Below are 24151 nucleotides of genomic sequence, written 5' to 3'. Positions count from 1 at the left end.
CGGTCAGCCCGCGGTCATGAGGGGCTTCAGCCCCGCCGAGCGCTCGAGGGCGTCGATCCCGTCGCACAGCTCGAGGAACCGGGCCAGCATCAGGTGCCCGTTCTCGGTGAGCACCGACTCGGGGTGGAACTGCACGCCGTGCAGCGGCAGCTCGTGGTGGGCCAGGCCCATCACCATCCCGTCCGCGGTCCGGGCGGTCACCTCGAGCACCTCGGGGATCGTCTCCGGCACCACCGTCAGCGAGTGGTAGCGGGTCGCGATCATCGGGGAGGGGGCGCCGGCGAAGACGCTGCGCCCGTCATGGGTGAGCTCGCTGGTGCGCCCGTGCATGAGCTGCGGGGCGTGGTCGACGGTGGCGCCGAAGTACTGTCCGAGCGCCTGATGGCCCAGGCACACCCCGAGCATCGGCAGCTCCTGCTCGGCGCAACGACCGATCACCTCGAGGGAGCGCCCGGCCGTGGTGGGCGTGCCGGGACCGGGGGAGATCAGCACGCCGTCGTAGCCGCTGAGGTCCACGGCCCCCGACGCATCGGCGGGCACCTCGTCGTTGCGCACCACGACCGTCTCGGCGCCCATCTGCTGCAGGTAGCCGACGATCGTGTAGACGAAGCTGTCGTAGTTGTCGACCACCAGGATCCGTGCGCGCTCAGTCATTGCCGTTCCCGCCTCCATTGCCCCGGCCGTTCGCGTTCCCGTTCCCGTTCCCGTTCCCGTTGCCGTTCCCGTTCCCGTTGCCGTTGCCGTTCCCGCTGCCCTCGCCGCCCTGGGCGCTGTCATCCCCGGTGCCGGGGTCCTCGCTGGGCTCCTCGCTGGGCTCCTCCTCCGCGGGCGGCTCGCTGGCGGGCGGCTCTTCGCTCGGGGTGGGGGTCGGGCTCGGGGCCGGGGCGGGACCGTCGGAGACCACGATGGTGATCGTGGTGCCGCGCTCGACCTGCTCGTTGGCGGCGGGGTCGGTGCGGATCACGCGGCCCTCCTCCACGGTGTCGGAGTGCTCGCGCGCGGGGTGTGCCCGAAGCCGGCCTCGGTGAGGGCCTGCTGGGCTTCCGCCAGCGGCTGTCCGGCGACGTTGGGGATGGTCAGCGGGCCCTCCGGGGCGGCGACGATCAGGCGGATCGTGGAGCCGATGTCCGCGGAGCCGTCCGCGGGCGTCTGCTCGAGGACGGTGCCGGGCTCCTCCGCGCCGTCCTGTCGCTCGCTGTGCTCGACCGTGAAGCCGATGTCCACGAGAGTCGTCGTGGCGCTCTCGAGGCTCGTCCCGGTGACGTCCGGCACCTTGAAGGTGCCGGTGGCGTCCCAGATCTCGACCTCGTCGCCGCGTTGCGCGCTGCTGTTCGCGGCCGGCGCGGAGCGGGTGATCACGCCCTGCTCGGTCTGCTTCTTGTCCTCGCTGCCCACATAGCGGGGCACCAGCCCGGCATCCTCGAGCAGCTGTTCCGCATCCTCGCGGGACTGACCCACGATCTCGGGAACAGTGACCGGTTCCGGACCGGCCGAGACGGTCACCGCCACCGCGCTCCCGGCGGGCACCTCCTGGCCCGCCGGCGGGTCGGTCTCGATGACCAGCCCCTCCTCGACGTCCGCGGACTCGACCTGCTCGAAGGTGGGCTCCAGGCCCACCTCGGACAGCGCCGTGCGGGCGTCCTCCTCGCTCTGGCCGACCACCTCGGGGACCTGCACGAGCTCCGGACCGCCGTCGTCCCACGGCTGGAAGTAGGCCAGCGCCGCGCCGATCAGGGCGAGCACGGCGAGGATCACCAGGATGATGAGCCACCAGGGCTTCCTGCGCTTCTCCTCCGGCTCGACCTCGTCGGCCGGACGCAGGGCGAGCGGGCCGGTGGCCGGGCTGGGGGCGGAGCTGCCGCTCCAGTTCTGGGCGAGCGCCGGAGCGGCCGCCGCGGCGCCGGCCATGGCCGGCAGCGCCTCGGTGGCGTCGTCGATCGGGCTCAGCACGGTGGTGGACTCGGGGTCGTCGCCCGCGAGCACCGCGCCCTGGACCAGGGTGGGGGCCCGGCCGGCGACCGCGGTGGCGATGTCGCGGGAGAAGGCGACGGCGCTGGGGTAGCGCTGCTCGCGGTCCTTGGCCAGACCGGTGAGGATCACCGCGTCCAGGGCGCGGGTGATGGCCGGATTGAAGGCCGACGGCGGCTGGGGCTCCTCGCGCACGTGCTGGTACGCGATCGAGACCGGGGTGTCGCCGGTGAACGGCGGGCGCCCGGTGAGCATCTCGTACATCACGCAGGCCGCGGAGTAGATGTCGGAGCGGGCGTCGACCAGCTGGCCGCGCGCCTGCTCGGGGGAGAGGTACTGGGCGGTGCCCATGACGGCCTGGGTCGCGGTCATCGCGCTGGTGGCGTCGGCGATCGCGCGGGCGATGCCGAAGTCCATCACCTTCACCGCGCCGGCCTGGTTGATCATGATGTTGCCGGGCTTGATGTCGCGGTGGACGATGCCGGCGCGGTGGGAGTACTCCAGCGCGCTCAGCAGCGCGGCCATGATCTCGCCGGCCTGGTGGGCGTCCATGGGGTGCTCGGGATCGATGTGCTCGCGCAGGGTGTCGCCCTGGACGTACTCCATCACGATGTAGGGGATCGTGACCTCGACCCCGGTGATGGTCCGCTGGTGCTCCTCGCCGGTGTCGTAGACCGCGACGATCGAGGGATGGTTCAGCGAGGCGGCGCTGTGCGCCTCGCGGCGGAACCGCTCCTGGAAGTTCGCGTCCCGGGCCAGGTCCGAGCGCAGCACCTTGACGGCGACCGTGCGGTGCAGACGGGTGTCCTCGGCGAGGAAGACCTCGGCCATCCCGCCGGTCCCGAGGACCCTGCCCAGCCGGTAGCGGCCGCCCAGGACCACGTTCTCTTCGCTCACTCCACACCCGTCCTCGTGCCGTGGCCGACACCGACCGATTCGACCATCGTACGTGCTGGCTCCGGGCCGCCCGAGGTGACCTCGACGACCCCGGCGAGCTGCTCGGGGGCCAGGGCGCCGAGGGGCAGCAGCCCCAGTCCGCCGGCCACCGCCGCGGCGATCGCGACGATCACCAGGAGCAGCAGCACCAGCCCCGGCACGGAGAGCCGGCCGACCCGCCGCCCCGTGGTGGTGCCGCGCACCGTCCGCGAGGAGGTGGCGGTGTCCACGTCGTCGAAGGCACGCGCGGTGAAGGCCCGCTCGGGCCTGTCGCCCGCCCGGGTCGCACCGTCGGCCGTCCGGCCCGCCTCCGCGAAGCCGCTGCCGGGCGGCGGCGCGGGGGACGCCGCCGAGCGGGCCGAGGGCGCCGAGCGCGAGGAGGAGGGCAGCGAGCGCCGCGGCGCGGAGCCCGCCGAGGCGGCCGACAGCGCCGAGGGCCCGGAGCCGCCGGAGCGATGCCGGATCCCGCGGCCGCGTCCGGACAGCGGCAGCGGCATCGCGGCGGTGCGGGTGCCGGTGGGGGAGGTGCCCCGGCGCTGCTCCTCGTCCGCGGAGCCGCCCGGCCGGACCCGGTTCTCCCCGGTCCAGTCGTGGTCCTCGACACGAGTCACCGGGATCGCGCCGGTGGTGAAGCGCGGGGGGATGCCGCGCTGGATCGCCTCGAGGATCCGGGCCACGGCCGCCGCCGAGCGCGGCCGGTTGGCGGGCGCCTTGGCGAGCATCATCATCACCAGGCGGCGCAGATCGCCGGTGATCGTCTCGGGCAGCTCCGGCGGCTGCTGCTTGACCTGCGCCATCGCGATCTCCACCTGGCTGGAGCCGGTGAAGGGGCGCTTGCCCACCAGCATCTCGTACGCCACGATGCCGAGGGCGTAGATGTCCGAGAGGGAGGTGGCCTGCTTGCCCATCGCCTGCTCGGGGGAGAGGTACTGGGCGGTGCCCATCACCAGCCCGGTCTTGGTCAGCCGCGCCTGGTCCTTGCTGCGCGCGATCCCGAAGTCGGTGATCTTCATGGCCCAGTCGTGCGCCTCGTCGACCAGCACGTTCTCGGGCTTCACATCGCGGTGGACCACGCCCTTGGAGTGCGCGGCGTCCAGCGCCCGGGCCAGCTCGATGAGCACCGAGACGACCCGCTTCTCCGGCAGCCCGCCGGGGTTCTCCTCGATGATGTCCGAGAGCGGGCGCCCCGGGCACAGCTCCATCACGATGTAGGCGCGGCCGTCGAGCTCGCCGTAGTCGTACAGCGCCGCGATGCCCTCGTGGGAGAGGGCCGCGGTGTGGCGGGCCTCGGCGCGGAAGCGCTTGAGGAAGCCCTCGTCGCCGGCGTACTCCTCGCGCAGCACCTTGATCGCCACCTCGCGCCGGAGCTCGCGGTCCTGTCCCTTCCAGACCTGGCCCATCCCGCCGGTGGCGATCAGGCTCGTCAGCTCGTAGCGTCCTTCGAGCACGAGTCCTGGTTCGGTCCTCATCGCCGGATCACCGCTTCCATCACGTCCTTGGCGATCGGTGCCGCGGTGCGCGACCCGTATCCGCCCTCTTCCACCACGACCGCGACCGCGACCTTCTGCTCATCCTGCTGCCCGTACCCGACGTACCAGGAGTGCGCCGTGCGGCCCGTGCCCCATTCCGCGGTGCCGGTCTTGCCGCCCACCTCGACGCCGTCGATGGCCGCCGCCGAGCTGGTGCCGTCCTCCACCACGCCCACCATCATCTGCCGCATCTGGGCGGCGTTCGCGGCGCTCAGCGGCTGTCCCAGCTCCCGCGGCGAGAGCTCAGCGATCGCCGACAGGTCGCCCGTGCGCACGGCCTGCACCAGCTGCGGCTCCATCACCACGCCGTCGTTGGCGAAGGCACCCGCGACCATCGCCATCTGCAGCGGGGTCACCCGGGTCTCGTACTGCCCGATCGCGGTGGTGGCCAGCTGGGAGGGCTCGAGGTCCTCGCCGATCCGCGACGGCGTCACCGACTGGGGGATCTCCAGGCGCTGCCCGAAGCCGAAGTCCGCGGCGGTCTCGCGCAGCTGCTCCTCGCCCAGGTCCACGCCGAGCATCGCGAAGGAGGTGTTGCAGGACTGCCGCAGCGCCTCGGCCAGGCTCGAGCGGTCGTCCGGGCCGCAGGGCTCGGTGTTGCCGGCGGCGTGGTTGTTCATCACCGACTGCGACTGCGGGAGCTGGTAGGTGCCCGGGCCGGGGATCTCGGACTCGGCGGTGTACCGGCCGGACTCGAGGGCCGCGGCGGCGACCACCAGCTTGAAAGCCGATCCCGGCGGGTACAGGTCCCCGCCGATGGCCCGGTTGGTCATCGGCCGCGCGGGGTCCTCGTTCAGCGCCGTCCACGCCTCGCGCACCTCGCCGGTGTCATGGGAGGCGAGCCGGTTGGGGTCGAAGCTGGGGGCGGAAACCATCGCCAGCACCGCGCCGGTCTCCGGGTCCAGCGCCACCACGGAGCCGCGGCGGCCGTCGAGGGCCTCCCAGGCGGCCTCCTGGGTGGCGGCGTCGAGGGTGAGCTCCACGGTGGCGCCCTGCCCCTGCTCACCGGAGAGGATCTCGGAGATGCGGTGGTAGAACAGCGCGTCGGCCTCCCCCGAGAGGGTGTCGTTGAGCGCGCGCTCGATGCCGGTGAAGCCGTACACCACCGAGTAGTAGCCGGTCACGGGCGCGTACATCGCGCCCGGGTCATAGGTGCGCAGGTAGCCGTAGGTGTCGCCCGACTCCTGCGAGCTCGCGATCGCCTCGCCGTCCACCACGATCGGTCCGCGATGGCGGCCGTACTCGTTGTAAAGGGTGCGGTCGTTCTGCCCGTGGGCGTTGAGCCGGGCCTGGGCGACCACCTGGAAGTAGGTGGTGGAGCCGAACAGCAGCGCGAACAGCACGCAGACCACCAGCCAGACGTGGCGCAGGGGCTGGTTCATGCCACCACCTCCGAGGCCGGGCGGGGCGCGGTGGGGGCGCCCGCGACCTGGCGCGCGGCGGGCCGACGGGCGGCGTCGGAGAGCCGCACCAGGATGCCGGCGATGATCCAGTTGCACACCAGCGAGCTGCCGCCGGCGGCGAGGAAGGGCAGGGTCAGACCGGTCAGGGGGATCACCCGGGTGACCCCGCCGACCACCACGAACACCTGCAGGGCGATCACGAAGCCGAGGCCGCCGGCCAGCAGCGTCCCGAAGCCGTCGGAGATGCCGACGGCCGCCCGGATCGCCCGCTGCACCAGCAGCAGGTACAGCAGCAGCAGCGCGAAGGCGCCCACCATGCCGAGCTCCTCGGCGAAGGAGGAGAAGATGAAGTCGGACTCCGCATGGGGCACCACGTCGGGGCGGCCCTCGCCGAGCCCCGCCCCGGTCAGCCCGCCGTTGGCGAGGCCGAACAGACCCTGCCCGATCTGCTCGCAGGAGGAGAAGTTGGCGCTCGAGAGCGGGTCCAGCCAGCACGTGATGCGGGTGCGCACATGGCCCATCTGGGTGGCCGCGAACACCGCCGGCGGCAGGAACATCACCGCCCCGATGATCAGCCAGCTGAGCCGGTCGGTGGCCACGTACAGCATCACCACGAACAGGCCGAAGAACATCAGCGAGGTGCCGAGGTCGGTCTGGAGGATCAGCACCGCCATGGCGAAGCCCCAGGCCACCAGGATGGGGCCGAAGTCCGACCAGCGCGGCAGGTGGATGCCCAGCACCTTGGGGCCCGCGAGCGCCAGGGTGTCGCGGCGGGAGACCAGGTACCCGGCGAAGAAGACGGCGAAGGCGATCTTGGCGAGCTCGGCGGGCTGGAAGCTGAAGCCAGCGAGCGAGATCCAGATCCGCGAGCCGTTGCGGGCGCTGCCCAGGCCCGGGACCAGCGGCAGCAGCAGCAGCACCGCCCCGCTGACCGCGAAGATCCAGGTGTAGCGGCGCAGCCGGCGGTGATCGCGCAGGAGCACCAGCACCGCGATGCACAGCACCACCCCGATCGCCGCCCACAGCAGCTGCCGGTCGGCGCTCGCGGAGCTGCGGATGCCGTAGATGTCGTTGGCCGCATGGACGCTCTCGATCACGGAGATGCCCAGCAGGTTCAGCAGCACCACCACCGGCAGGATCACCGGGTCCGCGTACGGAGCGCGCCACATCACCGCGACCTGCAGCGCGAGCGCGAGCACGGCGGCGCCGATCGCCACCTGCGCGAGGTTCGCCGGCAGCTCCTCGTACCTCCCGAGCGCCACCAGCGCGTAGGCGCCGACCCCGATGACCACCGCGAACGCCAGCAGCAGCGCCTGGGTCAGGCGGCGCGGACGCGCGGTGTAGGACACGATCGTGGTCACTACGACGCCTCGCCCTCGCTCGGCGGGGTAGCCGTGCGGTCGGTGCGGGAGGGCAGCGGCGCGATCTCCTCGGCGGCGTCCTCCTCCTCCGCGCCGGCGCCGCCGGCGTCGGAGGGGCGGGGGCGACGGCGGGCGGCGGCTGGTTCGCCGCGGCGGCCTGCTCGAGCCGGTCGATGATCTGCTCGGCCGTGGCCCGGTCGGGGGCGGAGATGGTGCTCTCCACCTGCTGGCGGGTCACCTCGGGCAGGTCCTCGAGCGCGATGTCGGTGACCTCGACGGGCTCGGACATCCGCAGCGGGCCGAGGTCCTGGGCGAGGCCCTGGTAGAGCACCACGTCGGTGCCGTCGGTGCCGACGTAGTACTGGCGCTGGGACCAGGCGTAGCCGGCCCACAGCAGCCCGCCCAGCAGGGCGAGCAGGAGCAGCACGGCCGCGAGCGCCGGCCAGGGGCTGCGCCGCGGGGGCTCCTCGGCGGCGAAGTCCTCGTCCTCGTAGGGGACCTCGGGCTCCTCGCGGGTCAGGGCCGCGGCCTTGGCGGCAGGCCCGGAGGCCGACGTCGGCTGATGGCGGTTGCGCGCCGCCGAGCCCACGATCTGCGGGCTGGTGGAGGGGGGCTCCTGGCCCCGCGGCAGCGCGTCGAGGTCGATGACGTCGGCGACGATGCAGGTGATGTTGTCGGGGCCGCCGCCCTTGAGGGCCAGCTGCACCAGCGCGTCAGCGCACTCCCCGGGATCCTCGATCTCCTTGAGGGTGGCGTCGATGGTGTCCAGCGAGACCAGGCCCGAGAGCCCGTCGGAGCAGAGCATCCAGCGGTCCCCGGGATGGGCGGGCCGCAGGGAGAGGTCCAGCTCCGGATCGGCGTCGACGTCGCCGAGCACCCGCATCAGCACCGAGCGCTGCGGATGCCGCTCGGCCTCGTCCTCGGTGAGCCGGCCCTCGTCGAGCAGGCGCTGGACGAAGGTGTGGTCCTTGGTGACCTGCGTGGTCTCGTCCTCGCGCAGCAGATAGGCGCGGGAATCGCCGATGTGGGCGAGGGCGAACTTGCCCTCGGCGCGCAGCAGGGCGGTGATGGTGGTGCCCAGGCCCCGCAGCTGCGGCTCGTCGCGGGCCCGGCGCAGGATCTCCTGGTTGGCCTCGAGCACCGTCTCCTCGAGGGAGGCGACGATGTCGGAGGCGGGGGTCTCGGAGTCGAGGCGGGCGAGGCGGCCGATCGCCACCGAGGAGGCGACGTCGCCGCCGGCGTGCCCGCCCATGCCGTCGGCGACCACCAGCAGGTGGGAGCCGGCGTAGCCGGAGTCCTGGTTGTTGGACCGCACGAGGCCGACGTCGGAGCGGGCGGCATACCGCAGGGCAATGCTCATCGTGGGCCTCGTCTCAGCTCGATCTCGGTGCGGCCGATCCGCACCTGCGCCCCGGGCCGGAAGGGCACGGCGCCCTCGATCCGTCGTCCCGACACCAGGGTGCCGTTGGTGGACCCCAGATCCTCCACCATCCACTCGCCCTCGCGCTCGTAGACCCGGGCATGGCGGTTGGAGGCGTAGTCGTCGTCGAGCACCAGGGTGCACTCGGGCGCGCGGCCGATCAGGATCGGGGTGGAGCCCAGCGTCAGGGAGGTGCCGCGCAGGGGCCCGGCGGTGACGACCATGGCCGCCTGGGTGACCTCCGGGTCGGTGCGCAGCGCGGCGGGATCACCGCCGCTGGGGACGGGACCGCCCGGGGGCGCCGCGGCGGGGCGCTGCTCGCGGCGCGGATCACGGCTGGCGCGGGAGACCACGGTGGTGCCGAAGAGGTCGTTGCGCAGCACCAGGACCACGACGATCACGAAGAGCCACAGTGCCAGCACGAGGCCCAGGCGCAGGGCGACCAGGGTCAGTTCGCTCATCGGGGGCTCACCAGGTGACCGGGCCGGCGGCGGGCAGCAGCACGGTCAGCCGGGTGCGGCCGATCTTGAGCAGGGAGCGGTCGTGGAGGGCGACGGGGGTGCGGATCCGCTCCCCGTCGACGAAGGTGCCGTTGGTGGAGCCGAGGTCGGTGGCCACCAGGCTGCCGTCGGCCTCGGCCCGCAGCTCGAGGTGATGGCGGGAGACGCCGGTGTCCTCGAGGATGATGTCCGCGTCCCCGCCGCGGCCGATCACCGTGACGGGGCCGGTGAGCAGGTACTGCTGGCCGTCGATCTCGATGATCGGGCTGCCGCCGGAGCCGGTCTGGGCGGCGCCGGTGGCCGGCGCGACGCTGCCGCGCTCGGTGCGGGACTCGGTCTCGAAGCGGCCGGGGCGCACCTCGTCGTCGCGCTCGAGGCTCACGCTGACCGCGCCGACGAACATGTAGCGCTGCTTGTCGGCGTGCTCGGTGAGCAGCTGCTGGAGCTCGTCGAGCAGGGTGTCCTCCCAGGAGGAGAAGCGCTCGTGGTCCTGGGAGTTGAGGTAGATCGTGAAGACGTTCGGGGCCAGGGTCCGGGTGCGGTCGAGCACCTGGATCTGGTCGTCGCACTCGCGCTTGAGCCCCTGTGCGAGGTCGAGCGGCTTCAGCTGCCCGCGGCCGGGCGAGAAGACGCTCGTCACGCCGCGGTCGAGGCCGCGCTCGATCCGATCCAAGATCCCCACGGTGGTCCTTCGCTGTCGCTGTCCCTGCGCCACTGGTCCCGACGGTGTCGGCAGCGGCGGTTCGCCCACCGATCCTATCGCGGCACCTGGTCATCGGTGCTCGGGGGAGCGGCGAGAGGGCAAGGGTTCGGTGCAGGACCGGTGAAGAGGGCGGCGCTCCCCGCCCCGCTCGGGGACGGGGCCGGACGGCTCAGGAATGGATGACCACGCGGCGCTGGGGGACCATCCACCCTCCCGACCAGAGCATGTCGGCCGCGCCCACCGAGAGGCGGCAGCAGCCGTGCGAGGCCGGGTACGGGGGGATCGACGTGGAGCCGTGGATCGCCCAGCCGCGGTCGTAGTACGCGGGGCGGTAGAGGTTCCCCAGCGGACCGCTCTGCCAGCCGCTGCTGTGGAAGCGGAACATCCGGAAGTCGCCCTTGGGGGTGGTCGCCGTCTTCCAGCGGCCGCCCGAGTAGTAGCGCTCCCCGCTGCCGGTCGAGGTGTTCAGGATGTACCGCAGCGTCCCGTTCCAGGTCGCGGTCATCACCTGCAGGCTGAGGTCGACCTCGAAGCCGTAGCCGGAGGTCTTCTGCCGCGGCGGCTGCACGCCGCGGGCGATCGCCGCGTAGGTCCTGGGCCCGACGACGCCGTCCCGGGTCAGGCCCGCCGTCTTCTGCACCGCCCATACGGCCTGCTGGGTGAGGTGGCCGAAGCTGCCGTCGGCGGCGCCGCACCAGTACTTCAGGCGGGCCAGGTCCCGCTGCAGGGTGGTCACCGCGGCGCCGCGGGAGCCCCGGCGCAGCGTGGGCGGTGCCGCCGCGGCGGGGCCGACGCCGAGGGCCAGCCCGGCACCGACCGTGCCCACCCCGAGCAGCACGAGGCGGCGCGACGGGGCGGGGACGGCAGGCGGCGGGCCCTCCGGGTCGCCGGGTCCGACGATGATGTTCACGGCCATGATGAGGTCCCTTCGCGGGTGTGGGGGTGGGGGGGTGCAGGGCGCCGGAGGCCGGGGCGGGGCGGAGCGCGCCGGTGGACCCCGCCACCGACAGCATGACGGAGTCAAGGCCAGGTAAACAAGAGGTAAAATGTGCAGGTCGTGCGGAGATGGCCGGGAGCCGCGCCCGGCAGCGGGCCGAAGTGCCCGGACCGAGGGCCGCGGGTGCGGCGAGGGAGGCTCCGGAGCCGTGCCGGGGTGCCGGGGGCGTGTGCCATATTGGGTGACGTGGAGACCGAGATGCCGCCCGAGATCCCCGTCGACGTCGCCTTCGCGCATGCGCTGGGGGTGTCCGACGCCGAGCGCACCCTGCACGTGCAGGGCGAGCCGACCCGCGTCTGGGACCTGGCCAGCGTCTCCAAGCCGCTCGCCGCGCTCGGCGTCCTGATCGCCGTGGACCGGGGACTGGTCGACCTCGACGAGCCGGCCGGCCCCGAGGGGGCCACCGTGCGCCACCTGCTCGCCCACACCGCCGGCTACGCCTTCGACGGCGATCAGGCGGTCGGGACCGTCGGCGCCCGCCGCATCTACTCCAACACCGGCTTCGAGGTGCTCGCCGCCCACGTCGAGCAGGCCACCGGCTACGACTTCGAGGAGTGGATGGAGCTCACCGTCGTCCAGGGGCTCGACCTCGTCGACGTCGAGGTGGGCGGATCCCCGGCCGCCGGGTACCGAGGGTCGATCCGCGACCTGCTGGCCGTCGGCCGCGAGCTGCTGGCCCCCGCCCTGCTCTCGACGGACCTCTGGCAGGAGGCGACCGCGGTGCAGTTCCCGGGCCTGTCCGGCATCCTGCCCGGCTACGGCCGCCAGAAGCCCAACGACTGGGGCCTCGGGTTCGAGATCCGCGACCACAAGCAGCCCCACTGGACCGGGGAGCGCTCGAGCCCGGAGACCTTCGGGCACTTCGGCCAGTCCGGCTCCTTCCTGTGGGTGGACCCGGCGGCCGGCCTCACCGCCGCCTTCCTCGGCGAGCAGCCCTTCGGCCCGGACCATGTGCGCATCTGGCCGCCGCTCACCGACGCCCTGCTCGAGCGCTTCGGCGGGACCCGCGGCACCGCGGGATGAGCGCACTTCACCTGCTCGACGACTTCGGCTTCGAGGCCGCCGCGATCGTGCTGGGTCCCTCCGGTGAGCGGGAGCGGCGCGGCGAGGTGGACCGCGTGCGGCCCTGGCGCTCGGTCACCAAGGCCCTCACCGGCTTCGGCGCGGCGATCGCCGCGCAGGAGGGCCGCGTCGGCCTCGACGACGCGGCGGGGCCGCCCGGCTCGACCCTGCGCCACCTGCTCTCCCACGCCTCCGGGTACTTCTACGAGTCCGCCGGCACGCTGCAGGCCCCCGGCCTGCGCCGTCACTACTCCAACTACGGGATCGACGAGGCCGCCCGGCACCTCGAGCGCGCCCTCGGCTGCGACATCGCCGACTGGATCCGGGACCGGGTCGCCGGTCCGCTCGGCATGACGGGGCTGATCTGGGACGGTTCGCCCTCGGTCGGGGCCGGCGGGCCGCTGACCGATCTCGCCCGCTTCGCCGCCGAGCTGCTGCGGCCCACCCTGCTGGAGGAGCAGTGGTCCCGCGAGCTCACCGGTGCGCAGTTCCCCGAGCTGGTGGGGATCATGCCCGGCTTCGGGAAGCAGAGCCCGAACCCCTTCGGGCTCGGACTCGAGGTGCGCGGGACCAAGTCCCCGCACTGGACCGGCTCGCGCAACAGCGAGCGGACCGTCGGCCACTTCGGCATGCGCGGCACGGCCTTCTGGGTCGACCCGGTCGCGGATCTCGCCCTGGTCGTCGGCACCTCCCACGACTTCTGCGACGCCCACCGCGAGGTCATGCCGCGGCTGGCCGACGCGGTGCTCGAGCGGCACGCCCGCTGAGGCCGCGGCGCCGGCGCGGATGTGACGTGGGCAACGCCGCTCGCTAGAGTCGAGGGGCCGACGGCGGCCCGCCCGCCGCCGCGTGTCGACCCCCACCAGCTCGGCGCCGAGCGCGCCGCGAGGAGCAGCCGCATGTTCGACGACAGGGAGCTCACCGAGTCCCGCATCCGCCGCTTCGTCCAGGACCACCTCACCACGAGGGTGTACCAGGAGACCGCGCCGGTGACGATCACCGCCCATCGCCTGCCCGGGGAGCCGATCCCGCCGCGCGAGGCGATCCGTGAGCACGCGGAACAGGGCGCGCCGCTCGAGGTGGGGGCGCCGCTGGGCCGGGCCTGGTCCACGACCTGGCTGCACGTGACCGGCACGGTGCCGTCGCAGTGGGCGGCCGACGAGACCTCCGCCCCGGAGCTGGTGGTGGACCTGGCGTTCACCGGGCAGCCCGGCTTCCAGGCGGAGGCGCTCGCCTTCACGCCCGACGGCGTGCCGGTCAAGGCCATCAACCCCTTCAACCGCTACCTCCCGGTCGCGCCCGGCCAGCAGCTGGACCTCTACCTCGAATGCGCCGCCAATCCCCAGGTCTCGGGCGGCTGGGCCTTCGCGCCCACCCCGCTCGGCGACCTCGCCACCCTCCCCGACGAGGAGCTCTACTCGGTCCAGGAGCTCCACCTCGCCCGCCGCGACGTGCGGATCTGGGAGCTCGCCGAGGATTTCCGGGCCCTGGTCGGCCTGATGGACCAGCTGCCCACGACCAGTCAGCGGCGCCACCGGATCCTGCGCGCCCTCGAGGACGCCTGCGACGTCGCCGACCCCGACGACCTGCCCGGCACCGCCGAGGCCGCCCGGGCCGTGCTGTGCCCGGTGCTCGAGTCCCCGGCCGGCGCCTCGGCGCTCACCGCGATCGCCACCGGTCACGCGCACATCGACTCCGCCTGGCTGTGGCCCGTGCGCGAGACCGTGCGGAAGGTGGCGCGCACCTTCTCCAACGTCTGCACGCTGATCGAGGACGACCCCGACCTCACCTTCTCGGCGTCCTCGGCCCAGCAGTACCGGTGGATGAAGGACCGCTACCCGGAGCTGTTCGAGCGGATCCGCGAGCACGTGGAGGCCGGACGGTTCGTGCCGGTGGGCGGGATGTGGGTGGAGTCGGACACCAACATGCCCGGCTCCGAGGCCATGGCCCGCCAGTTCGTCGCCGGCAAGCGGTACTTCCTGGAGAACTTCGGCGTCGAGACCCGGGAGACCTGGCTGCCGGACTCCTTCGGCTACTCCGCCGCGCTGCCGCAGATCGCGGCGCTGGCCGGCCAGGAGTTCTTCCTGACCCAGAAGGTCTCCTGGAACCAGACCAACACCTTCCCCCATCACACCTTCCGCTGGGAGGGGCTCGACGGCACCAGCGTCTTCACCCACTTCCCGCCCGCGGACACCTACAACGGCGAGCTCACCGCGGGCGAGCTGGCCTACTTCGAGCGGAACTTCAAGGAGAAGGGACGCTCCACCCTCGGGTTGGACCTGTTCGGCCACGGCGACGGCGGCGGCGGACCCACCCGCGAGATGATGGCCGCCGGTCGCCGCGCCGCCGACCTCGAGGGCTCCCCGAAGGTCGAGTTCGGCACCGCCCAGGACTTCTTCGAGCGGGCCCGCGCCGAGTACCCCGACGCCCCGGTGTGGAACGGCGAGCTCTACCTCGAGCTGCACCGCGGCACCTACTCCGCGCAGCTGGGGACCAAGCAGGGCAACCGGCGCAGCGAGCACCTGCTGCACGAGGCCGAGTTCCTCGCCTCCCTCGCCGCGCTCCGCGCCGGCGCCGAGTACCCCCACGACGAGCTCGAGGAGCTGTGGGAGCGGACCCTGCTGGGCCAGTTCCACGACATCCTGCCCGGGTCCTCGATCGCCTGGGTGCACCGCGAGGCCGAGCGCGACCATGCCGAGACCGCCGAGCGTGCCGAGGCGATCATCGCCGCGGCGCTGACCGCGCTCGCCGGGGGCGGGGGCCGGGCCGGCGATGGGGGCGCGGACGACGCCCCCCAGCTGCTGCTGAACACCGCCCCGGTGGCGCGGCGCGGCGTGCCCGCCTACTGCGCCGGCGCTCCCCGCAGCGGCCGGCAGGCGGTGGTGGTCACCCGCGCCGGCGGTGAGATCCGGATCGAGAACGACGCGCTGCGCGCCGTGCTCGACCGGACCGGCGCGATCACCTCCTTGATCGACCGCGCCAGCGGCCGCGAGGCCATCGCCCCCGGCGCCCCCGGCGCCCTGCTCCAGCTGCACCGCGACACCCCCAACGCCTGGGACGCCTGGGACATCGACGAGTTCTACCGCCATGTGGTGCGCGACCTCGATGCGCCGACCGCCGTCGAGGTCAGCGAGGAGGGCGCCGGGGTGCGGGTGGCCTTCACCTACTCGACCGCCGTGGCCGAGGGCACCCGGACCCGGGGCGTCACCGGCGCCGGCTCCACCATCGTGAAGACCTTCGTGCTGCGACCGGACGACGAATCCCTCGAGATCGCCCTGGACCTCGACTGGCGCGAGCGCAAGAAGGCCCTGAAGCTCGCCTTCGGGCTCGATCTGCGGGCCGCCCACCTGAGCAGCGAGACCCAGTTCGGCCACATCGACCGCCCGATCCCCGTCAACACCTCCTGGGACTTCGCGCGCTTCGAGACCTGCGCCCACCGCTGGGTGCACCTGGCCGAGGGCGAGTACGGCGTGGCCATCGCCAACGACTCGACCTACGGCCACGACGTGCTGCGCACCGTCCGGGAGGCCGACGGCGGCACCACCACCACGACCCGCCTGACCCTGGTGCGCGCCCCGGAGTACCCCGATCCGGGCGCCGATCAGGGCCGGTACACGCTGCGGGTCGCGGTGCGCCCCGGCGCCGGGATCCCGGAGGCCATCGCGGAGGGCTACCGGCTCAACCTGCCCGAGCGGCGCGTCCCCGCCGCCGTCGCCGAGGCGGCCGCGCCGCTGGTGAGGATCGTGCCCGCAGGCGGCGCGGAGGCTGCGTCGAGCGTGCTGGTGGAGACGGTGAAGCTCGCCGAGGACCGCTCCGGGGACCTGGTGCTGCGGCTGTACGAGTCCGGCGGGGCCCGCACTCAGGTGCGCCTCGAGCTGGATGCGGCCCTGAGCGGGGGAGAGGTCACCGCGGTGGACCTGCTCGAGCGGCCCTTCGGCGAGGGGACCCCCGCCTTCCGCTCCGCGCTCGAGCACGACCAGGACGCCGGGGTGCTCCTGAGCTTCCGTCCCTTCGAGATCAAGACCCTGCGGGTGCGCCGCCCGGCCTGACCCGCCCGGCCCGACCCACTGCACCCGGCCTGACCGCCCGACCCGACCCACCCGAGCCGAGCCACCCCAGCCGGCCCGGGCCGGACCGACTGTCAGCACCGCCCCGCGGGCCCGGGCTATGGTGGAATCCGTCGGCGGGACCCGGCCCGCGAGCCGCGCCATGCGCGCTGTTCACGGTCCGTTACCCCGCCGTTCGGGCCCTCGCCGCTCGTCTTTGAGCGGGGGGCGACCTGCACTACGTTAAGAGCGGACACGGACCTTCGCATCCCGGCTGTGGTGTCCCTCTGCCTGCCGGCACCTAGTCTTTCTGGAGGATTCACGAGATGAAGATCGTCGTCGCCGGTGGAGATGGATTCTGCGGCTGGCCCACTGCCCTGTACCTCTCGCAGAAGGGCCACGACGTCACCATCGTGGACAACCTGGTGCGCCGTGAGATCGACGAGGAGCTCGGCTCGAACTCCATGACGCCGATCGTCTCCCTCGAGGAGCGGGTGGCGGCCTGGAAGGAGGTCACCGGCAAGGACATCGCCGTGCGCATCGCCGACCTCACCGACTACGAGGCCGTCTCCTCCCTCTTCCAGGAGCTGCAGCCGGAGTCCTTCGTGCACTTCGCCGAGCACCGCTCCGCGCCGTACTCGATGATCGACCGCGAGCACGCGATCGAGAACCACCGCAACAACGTCGAGGGCACCCTGAACGTGCTGTGGGCGATCAAGGACTACGCCCCCGACTGCCACCTCGTGAAGCTCGGCACCATGGGCGAGTACGGCCAGCCGAACATCGACATCGAGGAGGGCTGGATCGAGATCGAGCACAAGGGCCGCAAGGACCGCCTGCCGTTCCCGAAGGCCCCGGGCTCCTTCTACCACCTCACCAAGGTGCACGACAGCGACAACATCATGTTCGCCTGCCGCATCTGGGGCATCCGCGCCACCGACCTCAACCAGGGCGTCGTCTACGGCCTGGAGACCGACGAGACCCGGCTGGACCCCCGCCTGGTCAACCGCTTCGACTACGACGCGGTGTTCGGCACTGCCCTGAACCGCTTCATCATCCAGGCGGCCATCGGCCACGACCTCACCGTCTACGGCAACGGCAGCCAGACCCGCGGCTACCTGGACATCGCCGACACCGTGCGCTGCATCGAGATCGCCTGCGAGAACCCCGCCGACCGCGGCGAGTTCCGCGTCTACAACCAGTTCACCGAGCAGTTCTCCGTCAAGGAGCTGGCCGAGAAGGTGCAGAAGGTCGCCCGCGACCTCGGCCTCGAGGCGAACATCGCCACCACCGAGAACCCGCGCGTGGAGAAGTACGACCACTACTACAACGCGGTCAACACCAACCTGCTGAGCCTGGGTCTGGAGCCGCACCTGCTGACCGAGGAGCACCTCACCGAGGTCCTCAAGGTCGCGCAGAACAACTCCGATCGGGTCCGGCGCGAGCTGGTCATGCCCACCGTGACCTGGAAGTGAGCCGCACCCCGTGAAGATCGCGATCGTCACGGAGACCTTCCTGCCCTCCGTCGACGGCGTGGTCACCCGGCTCCGCCACGCCGTCGAGCGCTTCGTGGAGCTCGGGCACGAGGTCATGGTCATCGCCCCCGACCTCGGCGTCTCCGAGCACCACGGGGCCCGGGTGGTGGGCATCCGCCCGGTGACGCTGCCGTTCTACAAGCACCGCCGCTTCACCCTGCCCGCCCCCACCGTGGACGGCATCATCCGCGGCTTCCACCCGGATGTGGTCCACGCCGCGCAGCCCCTGCTGCTGGCCTCGTCGGGGGCATTCGCCGCGCACCGCCAGCGGATCCCGCTGGTGGCGAGCTACCACACCCACATCCCGCGCTACCTGGACCTGTACCGGGCGTACCGCTGGGGGAAGCCCGCGGTGTGGTGGCAGATCAAGCGCAACCACGCCCTGGCGGACGTCAACCTGGCGACCTCCGAGACCATGCGCGGCGAGCTTGCCGGCAAGGGCATCGAGAACCTGCACGTGGTGCGCCGCGGGGTGGACACGCAGGCCTTCCACCCCCGCTTCGCCACGGACGCGATGCGCGAGCGCCTCACCCAGGGGCGCCCGGACAAGAAGCTGCTGGTGTTCGTGGGGCGCCTGGCGGCGGAGAAGGAGATCCACACCCTGCGCCCGATGATGGAGCGCCGGGACGACGTGGCGCTCGCGATCATCGGCGACGGCCCCTACCGCCGCGAGCTGGAGTCCCTGTTCGCGGGCACCTCGACGATCTTCCCCGGGTTCATGGAGGGCGCGGAGCTCGCCGGCGCCTTCGCCAGCTCCGACGCCTTCGTCTTCCCCTCCGTCACCGAGACCTTGGGGCTGGTGATCCTCGAGGGGATGGCCTCCGGGCTGCCGGTGGTCGCGGCCCGCTCGGGGCCGACGATGGAGCAGGTCACCGACGGGGTGGACGGGCTGCTGTTCGACTCCCGCGACGAGCGCAGCCTGGATGCGGCACTGACCCGGCTGGGCGATGCGGAGCTGCGCGGGAGGATCCGCCGGGCCGCCCGCGCCGAGGCCGAGAAGTTCTCCTGGGAGAACGCCTCGGACGACCTGCTGCGCTACTACGAGATGGCGATCGAGCAGCACGGATGAGCGCCGCCGAGCACTCCCGCACCGCGTCCGTGCCCACCACGGCGATGGAGCAGCCGCGCCGGGTGGAGCTCGGCAACGACCGGGTGCGGCTCGAGCCGCTGGGGGCGCAGCACGTCGAGGGCCTGCGGGCGGTGGTGGCCGACGGGGAGATCTGGCGGGCGCCCTACGCCCCGCACGTGCCCGCCCCGGACCGGGTCGAGGAGCACGTCGCCGCCCAGTGCGCCTCGGACGAGGCGGGGACGACCCTCTCCTGGGCCGTGCTCGAGCAGGGCAGCGGCCGGGTGGTGGGTCACACCACCTTCCTGAACATCTCCCGCCGCGACCGCCGCCTCGAGATCGGCACCACCTACCTCGCGGGCTCGGTCCAGGGCACCGGCATCAACGCCGCGGTGAAGCTGGCCCTGCTCACCCACGCCTTCGAGACGCTCGGCTGCCTGGGCGTCGAGTTCCGGGTGCACCACCTGAACACCGCCTCGCGCCGCGCCGTCGAGCGCCTCGGCGCCCAGCAGGACGGCATCCTGCGCGCGCACCGGATCCTGCCCGACGGCACCGTGCGCCACACCGTCGTCTACTCGATCCTGACCTGGGAGTGGCCCGGCGTCCGGGCCTCGCTGGAGCACCGCCTGGCGCGCTGAGCGCCGGGCCGGCGGGCACGGGTGCCTCCGTGACCTTCGGTCGGCGAATATGAAGGCTTATGACGCCCTGCTGGCGTCGATCTCGGCTCCGCCCGCATGATCGAGGGCATGACCAGTACCGTCACCGCCTCCGATCGGCGCCCGGCCGCCCCCGCCGTGGCCGCCGCCGTCCCGGCGCGTCCGCGCCCGAACGGGGTGCGGCTCGCCGCGGTGGGCCGCACCTTCGACACCCCGCAGGGACGCCATGACGTGCTGCGCGAGCTCGACGTGGAGCTCGGCTCCGGCGAGATCGTCGCGGTCGTCGGCCCCTCAGGCTGCGGCAAGTCGACCCTGCTGCGCCTGATCGCGGGCCTGGACCGCCCCAGCTCCGGGGTGATCCGCATCGGCGGCACCGCCCTGACCGGCATCGACCCCCGCACCGCGGTGGCCTTCCAGGAGCCGCGGCTGCTGCCGTGGCGCAGCCTGGCCCAGAACGTCGCGCTCGGCCTGCCGCGCGGCACCGCCCGGGCCGAGGGCCGCGAGCGGGTGCGCCAGCTGCTGCAGCTGGTCGGCCTCGAGCACGCCGCCGAGCTGCGGCCCCGGGAGGTCTCCGGCGGCATGGCCCAGCGCGCGTCGCTGGCCCGGGCCCTGGCCCGCGGCCCCGAGGTGCTGCTGCTCGACGAGCCCTTCGGCGCGCTCGACGCCCTCACCCGGCTGCGCATGCAGGACCTGCTGCTGGAGATCCACGCCGCCGAGCCCACCACCGTGCTGGTGGTCACCCACGACGTCGAGGAGGCCCTCTACCTCGCCGACCGGGTGCTGCTGCTGCGCTCCCTGCGCGGCGCCGGGGAGGCCGCCGAGTCCCTGGCCCGCTGCGTCGAGGTGCCCGGGGCGCGTCCCCGCGACCGCGCCGACCACGCCCTGGCCGACCTCCGGGTCGAGCTGCTCGAGGGCCTCGGCGTCCCCTCCGCCCATCCCCATGCCCCCACCCCCACCCCGGAGATCCCCTCATGAGCCGTCACCTCACCCGCCGCACCGTCACCGCCCTCGGCCTGTCCTCGCTCGCCGCCCTCGGCGCCGCCTCCTGCGTGCCGGGGGAGGGCTCCGAGAGCTCCGGCGAGGAGGCCGCCGCGGCCGACGGCGCAGGGACGTGGAGCACCGACACCCTCACCATCGACTGGGCCACCTACAACCCGCTGAGCCTGGTGGTGCGCGAGCAGAAGCTGATCGAGGACGTCCTCGGTGACGCGGTCACGGTGCAGTGGGTGCAGTCGGCCGGCTCCAACAAGGCCAATGAGCTGCTGCGCTCCGGTTCGGCCGACGTCGCCTCCACCGCGGGCTCGGCCGCGCTGCTGGCCCGTGCCAACGGCTCCCCGATCAAGGTCATCGACATCTACTCGCAGCCCGAGTGGTCGGCGCTGGTGGTCGGCCCCGGCAGCGACATCACGTCGCCGGCGGACCTCGCCGGGCGTTCCGTCGCCGCCACCAAGGCCACCGACCCGTACTTCTTCCTGGTCCAGGCCCTGAACCAGGCCGGGCTGAGCGTCGAGGACGTCGAGATCCAGGCCCTCCAGCACGCCGACGGGCGCTCCGCGCTCGAGGGCGGCTCGGTCGACGCCTGGTCGGGCCTGGACCCGATCATGGGCGCGGCGGAGGTCGAGAGCGGCGCGCAGCTGGTCTACCGCAACGTCGACTTCAACACCTACGGCTTCCTCAACGCCACCGAGGACTTCATCGAGAACCACGCCGACGTCGCCCAGGTCGTGGTGGACGCCTACGAGCAGGCCCGCAGCTGGGCGCTCGAGAACCTCGAGGCCACCGCCGAGCTGCTCGCCGAGGTCGCCGGCATCGACCTCGAGGTCGCCACCACCGTCATCACCGAGCGCTCCAACCTCGACGTCTCCGGCGTGCCGGGGGAGGACCAGCTCGCGGTGCTCGAGACCATCTCCCCGATGCTCTCCGAGTCCGGGGACGTGCAGGGCGGGGCCGAGGCTGTCGACCGGGCCCGCGGCGAGATCATCCACGACGCCTTCGCGCGCGCCGCGGTGGCCGCACAGTGAGCGCGCCGACCCTCGCACCGGCGACGACCGACCCCGACCCCGCTCCCGAGGCCGGCGCCCACCGTACGGGAACGCGGACGGCGCTGTGGGAGCGCGGTCCCGTGCGCCTGGCCGCCGGCGCCCTGGCGCCGCTGCTGATCCTGGGCGCCTGGCAGCTGGTCACCGCCACCGGCCTGGTGCCCGCCTACCGCCTGCCGGGTCCGGCCGCGGTGCTGGGCGCCGCCGCCGATCTCGCCGCCACCGGCGAGCTCTGGCTGCACATCGCGATCTCCGTGCAGCGCGTCCTGATCGGCTTCGCCATCGGGGCCCTGGCCGGTCTCGCCGCCGCCGCCGTGGTGGGCCTGTCCCGCGCCGGCGATGCGCTGCTGAGCCCCACCCTGGCCGCCCTGCGCGCCGTGCCGTCGCTGGCCTGGGTGCCGCTGCTGATCCTCTGGCTGCAGATCGGCGAGGAATCCAAGATCACCCTGATCGCGATCGGCGCCTTCTTCCCGGTGCTGACCACCGTCTCCTCCGCCCTGCGGCACATCGACCCGCACCTGGTCGAGGCCGGGCGCTGCTTCGGCCTGCGCGGCTGGTCGCTGCTGCGCACCGTGCAGCTGCCCGCCGCGGTGCCCTCCGTCATCTCCGGCCTGCGCCTGGCGCTGGCCCAGGCCTGGCTGTTCCTGGTCGCCGCCGAGCTGATCGCCTCGTCGATGGGACTGGGCTTCGTGCTCAACGACTCCCAGCAGACCGGCCGCGTGGACCGGATCCTGCTGGCCATCGTGCTGCTGGCCCTGCTCGGCAGCCTCACCAACGCCGTCCTCGGCCTCGTCGAGAAGAAGCTGCTGAGGAGATGGGCATGACCCTCACCGACACCGACACCGACACCGACCCCGACCCCGACACCGCCGCCGAGGCCCGTCTGGTCGAGCGCCGCACGTATGCGCCCGCCCCCGCGCTGACCGCGTCGGCGAACCTCGACGCGAGCGTCTACGCCGAGGCCGACGCCGATCCGGTCGCCTTCTGGGAGGCCGCCGCCCGGCGCCTGAGCTGGGCGCAGCCCTGGCACACCGCCCACGAATGGGAGCCGCCCCTGGCCGACCCCGCCACCGGCGAGCTGAGCGTGCCCGCCGCCCGCTGGTTCGTCGGCGGCCGCCTCAACGTCGCCGAGAACTGCGTGGACCGCCACGTCCGCGCCGGCGCCGGCAGCCAGGTCGCCCTGCACTTCGAGGGCGAGCCGGGGGACCGCGAGTCCGTCACCTACGCCGAGCTCCAGCGCCGCGTCTGCCGGGCCGCGAACGCCCTGACGGGTCTCGGCATCGGCCCCGGCGACCGGGTCGTGGTCTACCTCCCGGTGCTGGTCGAGACCATCGTGATCGCCCTGGCCAGCGCCCGCATCGGCGCCGTGCACTCGCTGGTCTTCGGCGGCTTCAGCGCCGAGGCGGTGCGCTTCCGCCTCCAGGACACGGCGGCGAAGCTGCTGGTCACCTCCGACGGGCAGTTCCGCCGCGGCCGGGCCGTCGAGGTGAAGTCCGCGGCCGACGAGGCCGCCGCCGGGCTCGAGCACCTCGAGCACCTGCTGGTGGTGCGCCGCACCGGCCTCGAGATCGACTGGACGCCGGGCCGGGACGTCTGGTGGCACGAGGCGGTGGACACCGCGAGCGAGGTCCACGAGGCCCAGCCCTTCGACGCCGAGCACCCGCTGTTCATCATCTACACCTCCGGCACCACCGGGAAGCCCAAGGGGCTGGTCCACACCAGCGGCGGCTACCTCGCCCACACCTCCTGGGCGCACTGGGCGCACTTCGACGCCAAGCGCGAGGACGTCCACTGGTGCACCGCGGACCTGGCCTGGGTCACCGCCCACACCTACGAGATCTACGGGCCGCTGTCCAACGGCCTGACCCAGGTGATCTACGAGGGCACCCCCGGCGAGCCCTCCCGCACCCGGCACCTCGAGATCATCGAGCGCTACGGCGTCACCGTCTACTACACCGCCCCCACCCTGATCAGGACCTTCATGTCCTGGTTCGGCGAGGAGCTGCCCGGCGGGCACGACCTGTCCTCGCTGCGCCTGCTGGGCACCGTCGGCGAGGCGATCAACCCCGAGGCCTGGGTGTGGTTCCGCCGCACCTTCGGCCGCGGCGAGCTGCCGATCATCGACACCTGGTGGCAGTCCGAGACCGGCGCCGCGATGCTGGTGCCGCTGCCCGGCATCACCACCCTCAAGCCCGGCTCGGCGACCGTCCCGCTGCCCGGCATCGACATGGCCGTCGTCGACGAGCACGGCGCCGAGCTGCCCCCGGGGGTCGCCGGCACACTGGTGGCCCGTCGACCCTGGCCCGGGATGGCCCGCACCGTCTGGGGCGACCCCGCCCGCTACCGCGACTCGTACTGGCGCGACTACGCCGGCTGCGGGGAGCACGGCGGCTTCTACGTCGCCGGGGACTCCGCCACGGTCGACGCCGACGGTTGCTTCTGGATCCTGGGCCGCCTCGACGACGTCGTGAACGTCTCCGGGCACCGGCTGTCCACCATCGAGATCGAGTCCGCGCTGGTCGCCGACGCGTCGGTCACCGAGGCCGGCGCCGCCGGGGTGGACGACGCTCTGACCGGGCAGGCGGTGGCGGTGTTCGTGATCCCCACCGACCCGTCGGCCGCCCTGGACGTGCCCGCCCTGCGGGACCGCGTGGCCCGCGGGATCGGGCCCGTCGCCAAGCCGAAGCACGTGATCGCCGTGCCCGACCTGCCCCGGACCCGTTCCGGGAAGATCATGCGCCGCCTGCTCGCGCAGCTGGTCCACGCCGAGCGCGACCGTCGCGCCGGCCGGACCGGTACGCCGCTCGGCGACGTCACCTCCCTGCAGAACCCCGAGGCCGTCGCGCGCGTCGCCGCGGTCCTCGCGGCCCTGCCCGCGGACGACCCCGCCGTCGCGCCGCAGCCCTGACCGACCCCGACCGCTCGCCCCC

At 73.2% G+C, this 24151-nt stretch carries 19 protein-coding genes and 1 pseudogene; 10 read left to right on the top strand and 10 right to left on the bottom strand.

The features are described 5' to 3' along the window. Positions 1–3: 3 nt before the first annotated feature. From ACOJUI_RS14495 to ACOJUI_RS14450, 10 genes and pseudogenes are all read right to left on the bottom strand, one after another. Entirely contained in the window at positions 4–654 is a 651-nt protein-coding gene (locus tag ACOJUI_RS14495; protein WP_422115641.1) for an anthranilate synthase component II, read from the bottom strand. Then, on the bottom strand, positions 647–964 hold the full coding sequence (locus tag ACOJUI_RS14490) for a hypothetical protein (protein ID WP_422115640.1): 318 nt from the start codon (positions 962–964) through the stop codon (positions 647–649). The genes ACOJUI_RS14495 and ACOJUI_RS14490 overlap by 8 nt, the downstream gene beginning before the upstream one ends. Continuing rightward, entirely contained in the window at positions 961–2865 is a 1905-nt protein-coding gene (pknB, locus tag ACOJUI_RS14485) for a Stk1 family PASTA domain-containing Ser/Thr kinase (RefSeq protein WP_422115639.1), read from the bottom strand. Before pknB ends, ACOJUI_RS14490 begins: the two co-directional genes overlap by 4 nt. Further along, positions 2862–4373, bottom strand: a complete 1512-nt coding sequence (locus ACOJUI_RS14480) for a serine/threonine-protein kinase (RefSeq protein WP_422115638.1) — start codon at positions 4371–4373, stop codon at positions 2862–2864. Before ACOJUI_RS14480 ends, pknB begins: the two co-directional genes overlap by 4 nt. Next, positions 4370–5815 (bottom strand): peptidoglycan D,D-transpeptidase FtsI family protein, encoded by a 1446-nt coding sequence (locus tag ACOJUI_RS14475; RefSeq protein ID WP_422117678.1) that lies wholly within the window; start codon positions 5813–5815, stop codon positions 4370–4372. The genes ACOJUI_RS14480 and ACOJUI_RS14475 overlap by 4 nt, the downstream gene beginning before the upstream one ends. Beyond that, entirely contained in the window at positions 5812–7197 is a 1386-nt protein-coding gene (locus ACOJUI_RS14470) for an FtsW/RodA/SpoVE family cell cycle protein (protein ID WP_422115637.1), read from the bottom strand. The genes ACOJUI_RS14475 and ACOJUI_RS14470 overlap by 4 nt, the downstream gene beginning before the upstream one ends. Positions 7198–7999: 802 nt before the next feature. Further along, positions 8000–8449 (bottom strand): annotated as a pseudogene (locus ACOJUI_RS14465) (PP2C family protein-serine/threonine phosphatase); the annotation flags it as partial. A gap of 104 nt (positions 8450–8553) precedes the next feature. Next, a complete protein-coding gene (locus tag ACOJUI_RS14460; protein ID WP_422115636.1) occupies positions 8554–9078 on the bottom strand; it encodes an FHA domain-containing protein FhaB/FipA in 525 nt (174 codons plus the stop codon). Positions 9079–9085: 7 nt separating this feature from the next. After that, a complete protein-coding gene (locus ACOJUI_RS14455; RefSeq protein WP_422115635.1) occupies positions 9086–9799 on the bottom strand; it encodes an FhaA domain-containing protein in 714 nt (237 codons plus the stop codon). Positions 9800–9989: 190 nt separating this feature from the next. After that, positions 9990–10736, bottom strand: a complete 747-nt coding sequence (locus ACOJUI_RS14450) for a L,D-transpeptidase family protein (RefSeq protein ID WP_422115634.1) — start codon at positions 10734–10736, stop codon at positions 9990–9992. Positions 10737–11015: 279 nt separating this feature from the next. Here ACOJUI_RS14450 and ACOJUI_RS14445 point away from each other — a divergent pair, with 279 nt between their 5' ends. The 10 genes from ACOJUI_RS14445 (at position 11016) to acs (ending at position 24129) form a co-directional block, all read left to right on the top strand. Beyond that, positions 11016–11840, top strand: a complete 825-nt coding sequence (locus ACOJUI_RS14445; RefSeq protein WP_422117677.1) for a serine hydrolase domain-containing protein — start codon at positions 11016–11018, stop codon at positions 11838–11840. Continuing rightward, positions 11837–12646 (top strand): serine hydrolase domain-containing protein, encoded by an 810-nt coding sequence (locus ACOJUI_RS14440; protein ID WP_422115633.1) that lies wholly within the window; start codon positions 11837–11839, stop codon positions 12644–12646. The genes ACOJUI_RS14445 and ACOJUI_RS14440 overlap by 4 nt, the downstream gene beginning before the upstream one ends. Before the next feature lie 132 nt (positions 12647–12778). Beyond that, positions 12779–15928, top strand: a complete 3150-nt coding sequence (locus tag ACOJUI_RS14435; RefSeq protein ID WP_422115632.1) for an alpha-mannosidase — start codon at positions 12779–12781, stop codon at positions 15926–15928. Positions 15929–16251: 323 nt separating this feature from the next. Further along, positions 16252–17400, top strand: a complete 1149-nt coding sequence (locus tag ACOJUI_RS14430) for an NAD-dependent epimerase/dehydratase family protein (RefSeq protein WP_422115631.1) — start codon at positions 16252–16254, stop codon at positions 17398–17400. A 10-nt stretch (positions 17401–17410) separates the two neighbouring features. Continuing rightward, the gene (locus tag ACOJUI_RS14425; protein WP_422115630.1) at positions 17411–18529 is read left to right on the top strand and encodes a glycosyltransferase family 4 protein; all 1119 of its coding nucleotides are present in this window, start codon (positions 17411–17413) and stop codon (positions 18527–18529) included. Continuing rightward, positions 18526–19164: a GNAT family N-acetyltransferase gene (locus tag ACOJUI_RS14420; protein ID WP_422115629.1), complete on the top strand. Its 639-nt coding sequence runs from the start codon at positions 18526–18528 to the stop codon at positions 19162–19164. Before ACOJUI_RS14425 ends, ACOJUI_RS14420 begins: the two co-directional genes overlap by 4 nt. A 108-nt stretch (positions 19165–19272) precedes the next feature. Beyond that, on the top strand, positions 19273–20157 hold the full coding sequence (locus ACOJUI_RS14415) for an ABC transporter ATP-binding protein (protein WP_422115628.1): 885 nt from the start codon (positions 19273–19275) through the stop codon (positions 20155–20157). Continuing rightward, positions 20154–21203 carry an aliphatic sulfonate ABC transporter substrate-binding protein gene (locus tag ACOJUI_RS14410; RefSeq protein ID WP_422115627.1) on the top strand — a complete coding sequence of 350 codons (1050 nt, stop codon included), beginning with the start codon at positions 20154–20156 and terminating at the stop codon, positions 21201–21203. The genes ACOJUI_RS14415 and ACOJUI_RS14410 overlap by 4 nt, the downstream gene beginning before the upstream one ends. Continuing rightward, positions 21200–22045, top strand: coding sequence for an ABC transporter permease (locus ACOJUI_RS14405; RefSeq protein WP_422115626.1), 846 nt, complete (start codon positions 21200–21202; stop codon positions 22043–22045). The genes ACOJUI_RS14410 and ACOJUI_RS14405 overlap by 4 nt, the downstream gene beginning before the upstream one ends. Continuing rightward, a complete protein-coding gene (gene acs / locus ACOJUI_RS14400) occupies positions 22042–24129 on the top strand; it encodes an acetate--CoA ligase (RefSeq protein WP_422115625.1) in 2088 nt (695 codons plus the stop codon). Before ACOJUI_RS14405 ends, acs begins: the two co-directional genes overlap by 4 nt. Positions 24130–24151 lie beyond the last annotated feature (22 nt).

This window comes from Brachybacterium sp. UNK5269 (assembly GCF_049266655.1).
Classification (GTDB): Bacteria; Actinomycetota; Actinomycetes; order Actinomycetales; family Dermabacteraceae; genus Brachybacterium.
Note: the sequence above shows the minus strand (reverse complement) of the source record. Positions and strands in the feature narration are given on the sequence as shown.